Raw genomic sequence first — 11,226 nt, forward strand, 5'->3', positions numbered from 1 at the left:
TACGCCGCCCCCGCCGCCCGTTCCGTTCAGCCCACCCGGCTGCCGCCCGCCGCCGACGCCAGCAGTCGTCTGGTGTAGGGGTGTTCGGGGTGGTCGAAGACCTCGTCCACGGTGCCGGACTCCACCAGTTCGCCGTCCTTGAGGACGATCAGCCGGTCGCTGAGGTGGTGCACCACCCCCAGGTCGTGCGAGACGAACAGCAGGGCCAGGCCCAGCTCCCGCTGGAGCGTGGAGAGCAGGTCCAGCACCTGGGCCTGGATCGACACGTCCAGGGCCGACACCGGCTCGTCGCAGACCAGCAGCCGGGGCCCGGTGGCCAGCGCCCGGGCGATCGCCACCCGCTGCCGCTGCCCGCCGGACAGCTGGGCCGGGCGGCTGCGCAGCACCGTGCCGGGCAGGCCGACCTGGTCCAGCAGTTCCACCGCCCGGGCGTCGCAGGCCGGGCCGCGCGGCACGCCGGTGGCGGCCAGCGCCTCGGCGAGGATCCGGCGCACGTCGTGCCGGGGGTCGAAGGAGCTCAGCGGGTCCTGCTGGACCAGTTGGAGCAGTCCTCGGCGCGGTCGGCGCCGCCGCTCCGGCAGGCCGCTCCACGGCTCGCCGGTGAAGCGCACCGCGCCGGTGTCGGGTTCCAGCAGGCCGAGTGCGATCCGGGCCAGCGTGGTCTTGCCGGAACCGGACTCGCCGACCAGGCCGAGGGTCTCGCCGGCCGTCACGGTGAAGGAGACGTCCCGCACCACCCGGTGCGCGGTGCCGTCCTGGCCCCGGTAGGTCTTGGAGACGCCGTCCACCTCCAGCAGCACCGCCGGTTGCGCGCTCCGCCCCGCAGTGGCGGCGGAAGCGGCGGCGGCGAGCGGGCGCGGCTCAGCCGACGGCAGCGGCAGCGGCAGCGGGCCGCCCGGGTGCCAGCAGCGGGCGGTGTGCCCGGCCTCGGCGTCCGCGGCGGCCGGGGCGGCCGGGGCGGCCGGCAGCTCCCGGCGGCAGCGGTCGTCGGCCAGGGCGCAGCGGGCCGCGTACGGGCAGCCGTCCGGCCCGGCGGCCGGGTTCGACGGGCGGGGCGCCGAGAGCGGCCGGCCCCGGCCGGTCCGCCCGGGCACGGCGGCCAGCAGTGCCCGGGTGTACGGGTGCTGCGGGTCGCCGAGGACCTGTCCGGCCGGGCCCTGCTCGACCACCACGCCCGCGTACATCACCGCGACCCGGTGCGCCAGCCGCTCGACCACCGAGAGGTCGTGGCTGATCAGCAGCAGCGCGGTGCCCCGGTCGACCAGGTCGCCGAGCAGGTCGAGCACCTGGGCCTGGACGGTGGCGTCCAGCGCGGTGGTGGGTTCGTCGGCGAGCAGCAGTTCCGGGCCGGCCGCCAGCGCCGAGGCGATCAGCGCGCGCTGGCGCAGCCCGCCGGACAGCTGGTGCGGGTACTGTCCGGCGCGGCGCTGCGGTTCCGGCACGCCGACGTCGGTGAGCAGTTCCAGGACCCGGGCGCGGGCGCGGGGGCGGTCGACCGTGCGGTGGACCCGCAGGGCCTCGGTGATCTCCGCGCCGACGGTGCGCAGCGGGTCGAGCGAGACCAGGGCGTCCTGGAGCACCAGGCCGATCCGGCGCCCGCGCAGCTGCCGCCAGCGCCGTTCGGTGAGCGCGCCGAGGTCGAGGCCGTCGAACTCCAGCCGCCGGGCCCGGACCCGGGCGTGGCGTCCGGTCATGCCGACCAGGGTCCGGGCGGTGACGCTCTTGCCGGAGCCGGATTCGCCGACCAGGGCCAGGCACTCGCCGCGCCCCAGGGTGAGCGAGACCTCGCGCACCACGTCGGGGCCGGTCCCGAAGGCCACCTGGAGGCCGTCGACGGCGAGCAGGGGGGACGGGGTGACGGTCACGGGGACCTCCGGGTGAATCGCTGCTGGAGGTGGCGGCCGACCACGGTGACGGCCGCCACGGTGAGGGTCACGGCGGCGCCCGGGAACACCCCGAGCCACCAGGCGGTCGCCAGGAAGCCGCGCCCCTCGGAGAGCATCGCCCCCCACTCGGGGGAGGGCGGGCGCGGTCCCAGGCCGAGGAAGCTGAGGCCGGAGGCGGCGATCAGCGCGGTGCCGAAGCCGACGGTGGCCAGGGTCAGCAGCGGGGCCAGCGAGTTGGGCAGCACGTGGCGCAGGATCAGCGACCGGCGCGGCACCCCGAGGGTGACGGCGGCCTCGACGTAGCCCGAGCGGCGCACCAGCAGGGCTTCGGAGCGCACCAGCCGTCCGTAGCCGGGCACCAGGGCGATGCCGATGGCGAGCACCAGGTTGCCGGTGCCGGTGCCCAGGACGGCGATCACCAGCAGCGCCAGCAGGGTCGCGGGGAGGGCGAGCAGTACGTCGGCGGCGCGCATCAGCAGTCGGTCGGCGACCGGGCCGCCGAGCGCGGCGGCCAGGCCGAGCGCCGCGCCGCCGACCACCGCGAGCACGGTGGAGCCGAAGCCGAGGGCGAGCGCCGGGCCGGCGCCGTGCACCAGCCGGGCGAACACGTCCCGGCCGAGCTGGTCGGTGCCCAAGGGGTGGGCGGCGCCCGGGGGTTGCAGGGCGTTCACCGGGTCGGTCGCGGTCGGCGACACCCCGGTGAGCAGGCCGGGGAGCAGCCCGGCCAGCAGGATCAGCAGCAGCACGGCACCGGCGGCCAGCACGGCCGGGGGCGGCAGTCGGACGGCCCGGCGGGCCGAGGCCGCACCAGGCGAGGCCACACGGGCCTCACGGACGGCGGAAGGAGGGGCGAGGGCCACCGGATCACCTGTTCCCGAGTCGCGGATCGAGGACGCCGGCGAGCAGGTCGACCGCCGTCGAGATCACCACGAAGACCAGCGCGGACAGCAGCACCACCCCGATCACCACCGGCACGTCCCGGCTGTTCACGGCGGCGAGCACCAGCGAGCCGACCCCGGGCCGGCCGAACACCGACTCCACCAGCACCGTCCCGCCCAGCAGCGAGCCGGTCAGCCAGCCGGTCAGGGTCATCAGCGGGACGGCCGCGTGCCGCAGCGCGTGCCGCAGCACGACCCCGGCCCTGCTCAGTCCGCGGGCCCGCGCCGTCACCGCGAAGGGCTGGCCGAGCGCCGCCTCCAGGCCCTCGCGCAGCACCTGCGCCAGGGTCCCGGCCAGCGGCAGCGCCAGGGTGACGGCGGGCAGCACCAGGGCCGCCACGCCGTCCGCCCCGGCCACCGGGAACAGCCTCAGCTGGAAGGAGAACACCGTCAGCAGCACCAGGCCCAGCCAGTAGGAGGGGGTGGAGACGGCCACCAGCTCCCAGGCGGCGGTCAGCGCCTTGAGCGCGGGCCGCCGCCCGGCCGTGGCCACCGCCGAGAGCACCGCGATCAGCAGCGCCAGCAGGACGGCGGTCAGGGCGAGTTGGGCGGTCGGGCCGAGCTGCTCGGCGATCAGGTCGGACACCGGGCGCTGCAGTTGGTAGGACTGCCCGAGGTCGGCCCGCAGCAGTCCGCCCAGGTAGTGCAGGTACTGCACTACCACCGGCTGGTCGTAGCCGAGGTCGTGCCGGATCGCCTCGCGCACCTCGGGCGGGGTGGTGGTGGCCGGGCCGAGCAGGGTGGCGACCGGGTCGCCCGGGATCAGCTGGAGCGCGGCGAAGGCCAGCGTCGCGGCGCCGAACAGCACCGCCAGCGCGCCGACCAGCCGCCGCAGTCCGGCCCGCAGCAGGGCCGGCAGCCGGGGCGGCCGCGCCGCGGCGGGCTCCACCGCCCCGGCCCGGTCGGCCACCGGCGGCGCCTGGTGGGTGGTCACGGGGTCCGCCAGGCGTCGTAGAAGTCCAGCCAGGTGTCGGGGTCGAAGCCGAGCCCGCCGACCTTCGCCGAGACGCCGGTCAGCGCGACCGGGGTGTACACCGGGACGACCACGGCCAGGTCGATCGCCCGCTGCTGCACCTTGGCGTAGACCTGCCCGCGTTCGGTGGCGTCGAGCGTCGCCCGGCCCCGGTCGGTGAGCTGGTCGAGCTGCTGGTCGGGCAGGAAGGTCGGGTTGATGCCGCCCTTGGCGGGCGCGCTGGCCGAGTTGAGGAACTGCCAGAGCACGTCCGGCTCGAACCGGGCCCAGGCCAGGTCGACGATGTTCGCCTTCCCGCCGTACACCAGGGTCGAGTAGGCGCCGACGTCCAGCGACGGGCGGACCACCTCCACCCCGATCTTCCGCAGGTCGGCCTGGATCGCCTGGCCGAGGATGTCCCGGCCCTGCTGGGTGGCGTTGGCCGACAGCTGCGGCCACTGCACGCTGAGCCGCCGGCCGTTCGCGGTGCGGTAGCCGTCGGAGTCCCGGCCGGTCCAACCCGCCTCGTCCAGCAGCCGGTCGGCCAGTGCCCGGTCGTACGGCCAGGCGTGCTCCAGCGACTTGTCGTAGCCCGGGGTGATCGAGGAGATCGGGCTCCAGGCCCGCGGGAACTGCCCGAACTGCACGGTCTTCACGTCCAGGTCGAGGTCGATGCCGCGCTGGATCGCCTGCCGCACCCGCTGGTCGTCCAGCGGTGCCAGCGAGCCGTTCAGCCACAGGTTGTAGTTGCCGCCCGGCTGCTCCCGGGTGACCAGCCTCAGCGCCGGGTCGGCCTTCACCGTCGCCGCGTTCTGCGGCGGCACCGCCTTGGCCACCTGCACCTGGCCGCTGGTGAGCGCGCCGACCCGCACCGCGGCGTCCGGCAGGAACCGCACCACGACCTTGTCCAGGTGCGCCGGGCCGGTGTGCGCCGCGTTCTGCGGGCCCCATCGGTAGTCGGGGTTCCTCTCGAACACCGCCTGCTGGCCCTTGCTGTAGCCGGTGAACCGGAACGGCCCGCTGCCGACGTCCACCGGTCCGCCCTGCCCGAGCTTCGCCGCGTCCGAGGCCAGCGTCTTGGGCGAGTAGAGCCCCAGATAGCTGGTGCTCGCCGCTTGCAGGAACGGCGCCGAGGGCTGGGCGAACTCCACCCGCACGGTGTACGGGTCCAGCACCGTGGTGCCGGTGTAGGAGCCCAGCAGACTCGCCGCGAACTGGGATTTGGTCTCCTTCGCCACGATGTGGTCGAAATTCGCCTTCACCGCCGTCCCGTCGAACGGCGTGCCGTCCTGGAACTTCACGTCCTTGCGCAGGTGGAAGGTGAAGCTGCGCAGATCCGGGGCCGACTCCCAGGAAGTCGCCAGCCAGGGGTGGAACGTCCCGTCGGCGTCCTCGGAGACCAGGGAATCCAGGACCTGCCGCTGCAACTCGGCGGTCAGGTCCTGGGTCGACACGTGCGGGTCCCAGGACACCGGTTCGGTGTCGACGGCGTAGGTCAGGGTGCCGCCCGAAACCGGCTTGTCCCCGGCCGCGGTGCCGCCGCCCTGGCCGGAGCAGCCGGCCAGCAGCAGCGACCCGGCCACGGTGGACACCAGGACCCGGGCCACCACGGGTCTGAATATGTGCATGGGTTCCTTTTTCCCGAAAGCTGTTTCTGTTTCCGCGTGTTGCGTTTTCATGTCATTACCGAGTCGGCGCCGAGTCATCGCCAGGTCGGCACGGACTCGGCGCCGAGGCGACGATGACTTATCGCCAGGTCATCGTCGGAGAAGGCATGTTGGGGACTTTCCCGGACCGGCTCCGGAAGGAATTCGGAGGTCGCCGGACCCCCCCTCGGCGAGTTCGCCCGCTGTTAGGCTCGAAGGGTGACGAGAACACTGGACATCGCCGCACTGCGCAGCATGGTCGCAATAGCCGAGAACGGCGGATTCCACCGCGCCGCGGAGGCGTTGAAAATCTCCCAGTCCGCCGTCAGCCAGCACGTGCGGCGGCTGGAACGGATCATCGGCCGACCACTGGTGGAACGCCAGGGCCGCGGCATGCGGTTCACCGGCGACGGCGAGGCCGCCCTCACCGAGGCCCGCCGGGTGCTCGCCGCGCACGACGAGGCGCTCTCCCGGCTCGGCCTCGCCGAGACCGTCCGCCCCACCTATCTGATCGGCTCCACCGAGCTCGCGGCCGAGGGCCTGCTGCCGGTGATCAGCCGCTCGGTGCTCGCCGACTGCCCCGGCCACACCGTCCGCTTCCGGCTCGACCGCAGCGGCGCGCTGCACGAGGCGATCGACCGGGGCACCGTGGACGCGGCCGTGTTCCTCGGCAACCCCGGCCACCCGCGCAGCGTCCGGGCCGGCGGGGTGCGGCTGTCCTGGTTCGCGGCCCCGGACTGGCGGCTGCCCGAGCGGGGCGCGCCGGTGCCGCTGGTCGCCGTCGACGGCCCCTGCGTGCTGCGCGAGCGCGCGCTCGCCGCGCTCGGCGGCGCGGGCCGGGGCGTCACGGTGGTCGCCGAGGCAGCCCAGTTCACCGGTGTGCTCAGCGCGTTGCGCGCCGGGCTGGGCATCGCCCTGCTCGCCGACCACGGCCCGCCGCCGACCGGGCTGGTCCGGATCCGCGACCTGCCGCCGGTGCCCCCGGAGGGCCTCTACCTGCGCTACCGTCCGGGCGCGCCCGGCCTGTTGACCCGGGCGCTGCGCTCGGCGCTGGACTCGCTGAGCGCGCCCGAGCCGACCGGCTGAGCCCGGCCGTCGACGGGCGGCAGCGGCACCGGGGCGGGCACCGGGGCCGGGATCGGGACCGGGCCGGGAGGTCATCCCAGCTGCCGCAGGTAGTCGTTCAGGGCGGCCGTCCCGATGCCGACCAGGGCCGGGTCCTCCTGCGGGGCGTGCACCCCCGCCGCCTGGACGTCCCGGAAGATCCGCTCCAGCGGGTTGTCCTGGGACAGCGCCGAGCTGCCCAGCAGCCGCACCGCCGCCTCCACCGCCCGGGTCAGGTTGCGGATCACCGCGACCTTCGCCGCCAGCGCCTCGTTCGCCGAGACCACCTCGCCCCGGTCCAGCCGGCCCGCGATGCCGAACACCAGTTGCTCGGCGGTGGACAGCAGCACCTCGATCTCCCCGGCCACCTGCCGGAACCGCTCACCGGCCGCGATCGGCCGGCCCAGGTGGGCGGGCACCTTGGTGACGCCGGTGTGGTGCACGAAGTCCTGGGCGGCCCGCGCCGCGCCCAGGTACAGCGCGGCCGAGATCAGCAGGACGGAGTTGGCGTGGTCCTGGTCCGCGCCCGGGTCCGCGTCCGGTGCCGGCGCCCCCGGGTCGCCGAAGCGGATCAGGTCCTCCGCCGCGACCCGGACGTCGGTGAACACCACCTCGTGGCTGACCGTGGCCCGCATGCCCAGCTGACGCCAGGTCGGCAGGATCTCGATGCCCGGCGAGCCGCCCGGCACCACGAACACCACCGACTGCGGCACCACCTCGTCGGTGGTCGCCCAGAGCAGGAAGTAGCTCAGCCCCTCCGCGCCGGTCACGAACCGCTTCCGGCCGGTGATCGCCCAGCCGTCGGCGGTCCGCCGGGCCACCGTGCCGCCACCGCGGCCGGTGTCGGGCTCCGCCCGGGCGTGGTTGAGCAGGGTGGGACGCTCCGCCGACTCGGCGAGGATCCGCCGGTACAGCGCCTCCGGCCAGGGCCGTCCGCTCTCCAGGGCGTGCGGCACCAGCGTCATGCAGGCGATCAGCGCGACCGAGGTGTCCCCGCGGCCCAGGGCCAGCAGGATGCGCGCCAGGTCGGCGAAGCTCACGCCGGGCCCGCCCCACTTCTGCTCCACCGTCGCGGTCAACAGCCCGGCGTCGTGCAGGAGTCGGATCGCCTCGTGCGGGAACTCCCCGGTCCGGTCGTACCGGGCGGCGGTCTTCGCCAGCGCCGCGGTGATCTCGTCCAGGCGGTCGAGGTCGGGCCGGGGCAGCCGGATCCCGCGCTCGGCGGGTGCGACGTCGGGGCTGAGGTGGCTGGTCATGGCGGTTCCTTGAGGTTGTGGCAGGCCAACTCGTCAGCTGTTTGCACACATTGACGATGGGTCAGATGTGTTCCGCGCCGAACCGGTTCGGGTTCGGGTGCGACGGACCACCGCATCGGTGCGACGGACCACCGCATCGGTGCGCGGGCCGGCCCGCCGGAGCGCGGGCGACGGTCGTACGGCTGACGGCCGGTGACATGGGCGGAGGGTCGGACCGGGCGTTCGGACTCCGGGCCGGTTCACGGCCGGGGCTTCGCCCCCACGGGTCGGCGGGCCGGGGGAACGGGCCGGGGTCGGCCCCGAGGGCCGACCGGGGAACGCCGCGGGCGTCGGCTCAGCGACAGCTGGCCGAGCAGAGCAGGCCGAAGTCGACGATGCGACGGCTGGTCAGCAGCGGCATCGGCGCAGGGAGGAGTCGCGGGCAGGCGAGCGGTCGGGCCGAGTCCCGGCCACCCCGCTTCGCACTCCCGTTCCCCACCATGGAGTCGAGCATGCAGGCTGCGACCACGGCCCGTCCACACCCGACTTGCGATCGGTACCGAACGCGAACGCTTATCGATGGCAAGGGCTTTGCCTGATTTTGACCCGGTCCATTGAACCCCCCGGGAGCGGGCCGCTCCACCCCCCGCACACCCTTGCGATGACATATAACCTGTGACATTGTTCTGACCCTGATTCCGGTGACAGGTCACACGTCAACTCCCCCTCCGCCTCGCGACCGACGCCCCGTCACCGCCCCCACCTCAGGACAAGGACACCGCAGTGCGTCTGCGCCAATCCCTTCCGCTCCTGGTGGCCGCCGCCCTCGCCGGCCCGGCCGCCCTGCTCCCGACCCCCGCGCTCGCCGCCACCCCGGCGCCCGCCGCGGCCCCGGCCGCGCAGGCCCCCGCGGCCCACGCCCCCGCCGCGCCACTGCCGTTCGGCGCCGAGATCGCCGCGCCCGGCACGGAGGAACTGGGCCGCACCGCCGCGCCGCTCCCGCCGGAGCTGCTCGGCCAGGCGCTCCAGCCCGCCGGGACGGCCGTCCAGACCGGCCCGCAGCAGACCGCCCGGCGCCCCGCCGCCACCTCGGCCAAGCGCGCGCTGACCGCCCAGGCCGCCCCCGCCGCGGCCGGCTGCCTGCCCGCCGACTTCGCCTCCCGCAGCGGCGCCGACCTGGTCTCCTTCATCCAGGGCTCGACCACGGACTGCGTCAACACGCTGTTCAACGTCACCGGCACCGACACGGCCGGTGTCTTCAAGCAGTCGCAGATGCTCGCCGTCGCCGACGCCTTCAAGGCCCAGGCCGCGCACTACGCGGGCGACAACTCCGCGAACATCCTGCAGCTGGTGCTCTTCCTGCGGGCCGGCTACTACGTCCAGTCCAACAACGCGGGCACCGTGGGCCCGTACGACGCCTCGCTCACCAGCGCCGTCCAGGCCGGCCTGGACGCCTTCTTCGCGAGCGCGCACCGGCACGACGTCAGCGACGCCAACGGCGCCGTGCTCAACGAGGTGCTGGTCCTCACCGACAGCGCCAACATCCAGAGCCGGTACCTGAAGGTCTACCAGCAGGTCCTGGACGGCTACGACAACGGCTACAACGCCTTCCCGAAGATGGTCAAGGCCGTCAACGCCGTGCTCTACGCGCCGCTGTGGCGGGCCAACTGGAACCCGGACTACGTCAACGCGATCGCCGCCGACCCGGCCGTGATCACCTCCCTGGCCAGCTTCGCCCAGCGCCACAAGGACCTGCTCGGCACCGCCAACCAGTTCCTCGACGTCAACGCCGGCAACGACCTCGCCCGCACCGCCGGCGACGGCGGCGCCGTGGCGACCTTCACCCGCCCGCTGGTCAAGCAGGTCCTGGACGGCACCCCCATCGCCGGCAGCACCGGCCCGCTGTACGTGTACACCGCGTACAACGCCAACCAGTACGACAACGCGAGCTGTTCCTACTACGGCACCTGCGACCTGCCCGGCAAGCTCACCGCCGCCGTCCTGCCCAACACCCTGGAGTGCGACAACCGCACCATCCGCACCGAGGACCTCACCCCCGCGGAGCTGGCGACCGTCTGCGCGAGCCTGCGCGGCGAGGACACCTTCTTCCACGGCATGGTCAAGGACAGCGGCCCGATCGCCGGCCAGTACGGCAAGACCATCACCCTCGCCGTCTTCGCCAACCGGGACGACTACCTGACGTACTCCTGGGCGATCTACAACAACTCCACCGACAACGGCGGCCAGACCGTCATGGACGTCACCGACCCCGCCAACAAGCCCGTGTCGGTGATGTACAAGAAGTCCTACAACGACGGCTTCCCCGCCAACGTGTGGAACCTCAACCACGAGTACACCCACTACCTCGACAACATCTACGATATGAAGGGCAACTTCACCACCGAGATCTCCGTCCCGGACATCTGGTGGATCGAGGGCGTCGCCGAGTACGAGTCCTACACCTACCGCGGCACCACCGACACCCAGGCGATGGCCGAGGCCGCGACGCACCGGTACAAGCTGAGCACCGTCTTCCAGAACACCTACGACAACTCGGACACGGTGCGCACCTACCCGTGGGGCTACCTGGCCGTCCGCTACATGCTGGAGAAGCACCCCGCCGACGTGCAGAACATGCTCGGCCACTTCCGCACCGGTGACTACCAGGGCGGGTACGCGGTCTACAACGGCCTCGGCACCTCCTACGACGCCGACTTCGACGCCTGGCTCGACGCCTGCGCCGGCGGCGCCTGCTACGCCGACGGCCCCACCGCGCTCTTCGGCCAGTCCGTCGACGGCGCCACCGTCACCCTCACCGACAAGTCGGTGGAGACCAACTCCCAGGCGAAGCTGGCCTCCTGGCACTGGACCTTCGGTGACGGCAGCAGCTCCGACCAGCAGAACCCGGTGCACACCTACGCCAACCCGGGCACCTACACCGTCGCCCTGACCGTCACCGACAGCGCGGGCAAGACCGCCAGCACCCCGACCTCGGTGGTCGTCACCACCGGTGGCGGCACCACCCTGCCGACCTGCACGGACCCGCGCACCGACGCCCTCGGCCAGAACTGCGCCCGGCCGAACCAGGCCCGCGCCGCCGGCGGCCTCGACTACTTCTACGTCTACCTGCCGGCCGGCACCAGCACCCTGAAGGTCAACACCTCCGGCGGTACCGGCAACGCCTCGCTCTACTACAACGCCGACACCTGGGCCTCCCCCACCGCGTTCACCGCCTCCTCCACCAACCCCGGCACCACGCAGAGCCTGACCGTCACCAACCCGACGGCCGGCTACCGCTACATCAGCCTGTACGCCAACACCGACTTCAGCGGAGTGACCGTCAGCACCCAGTTCTGACCGTCGAGTCGACTCCTGCGGCGGGGCCCCCGCCCCGGGGGGGGGGCCGGCCCGGGGGGCGGCGGCGGGCGGGCGGTCGCGCCAAGGCCGCGCGGGTGGGTGGGCACG

Annotated in this window: 7 protein-coding genes; 2 read left to right on the plus strand and 5 right to left on the minus strand. The window is 73.8% G+C overall.

What is annotated here, in order from left to right; all coding sequences use genetic code 11:
• Positions 1-26: 26 nt before the first annotated feature.
• Genes ABTZ03_RS00655 through ABTZ03_RS00670 form a run of 4 tightly spaced genes read right to left on the minus strand, consistent with a single transcriptional unit; the run spans position 27 to position 5,404 of the window.
• Entirely contained in the window at positions 27-1,865 is a 1,839-nt protein-coding gene (locus ABTZ03_RS00655; protein ID WP_350510642.1) for a dipeptide ABC transporter ATP-binding protein, read from the minus strand.
• Complete coding sequence (locus ABTZ03_RS00660) at positions 1,862-2,707, minus strand: ABC transporter permease (RefSeq protein ID WP_350510643.1); 846 nt, start codon at positions 2,705-2,707, stop codon at positions 1,862-1,864. The genes ABTZ03_RS00655 and ABTZ03_RS00660 overlap by 4 nt, the downstream gene beginning before the upstream one ends.
• A 43-nt stretch (positions 2,708-2,750) precedes the next feature.
• Positions 2,751-3,758: an ABC transporter permease gene (locus ABTZ03_RS00665; protein WP_350510644.1), complete on the minus strand. Its 1,008-nt coding sequence runs from the start codon at positions 3,756-3,758 to the stop codon at positions 2,751-2,753.
• The gene (locus ABTZ03_RS00670; protein WP_350510645.1) at positions 3,755-5,404 is read right to left on the minus strand and encodes an ABC transporter substrate-binding protein; all 1,650 of its coding nucleotides are present in this window, start codon (positions 5,402-5,404) and stop codon (positions 3,755-3,757) included. Before ABTZ03_RS00670 ends, ABTZ03_RS00665 begins: the two co-directional genes overlap by 4 nt.
• Positions 5,405-5,641: 237 nt before the next feature.
• Between ABTZ03_RS00670 and ABTZ03_RS00675 the strand changes: the two genes are divergently transcribed.
• Positions 5,642-6,508, plus strand: coding sequence for a LysR family transcriptional regulator (locus tag ABTZ03_RS00675; RefSeq protein ID WP_350510646.1), 867 nt, complete (start codon positions 5,642-5,644; stop codon positions 6,506-6,508).
• 71 nt (positions 6,509-6,579) lie between these two features.
• Here ABTZ03_RS00675 and ABTZ03_RS00680 read toward each other — a convergent pair whose 3' ends face one another.
• A complete protein-coding gene (locus ABTZ03_RS00680) occupies positions 6,580-7,782 on the minus strand; it encodes an acyl-CoA dehydrogenase family protein (protein WP_350510647.1) in 1,203 nt (400 codons plus the stop codon).
• Between the two features lie 762 nt (positions 7,783-8,544).
• Here ABTZ03_RS00680 and ABTZ03_RS00685 point away from each other — a divergent pair.
• A complete protein-coding gene (locus tag ABTZ03_RS00685; RefSeq protein ID WP_350510648.1) occupies positions 8,545-11,118 on the plus strand; it encodes a collagenase in 2,574 nt (857 codons plus the stop codon).
• Positions 11,119-11,226 lie beyond the last annotated feature (108 nt).

The sequence above is a fragment of the Kitasatospora sp. NPDC096077 genome (assembly GCF_040303245.1).
Taxonomy (GTDB): Bacteria; Actinomycetota; Actinomycetes; order Streptomycetales; family Streptomycetaceae; genus Kitasatospora.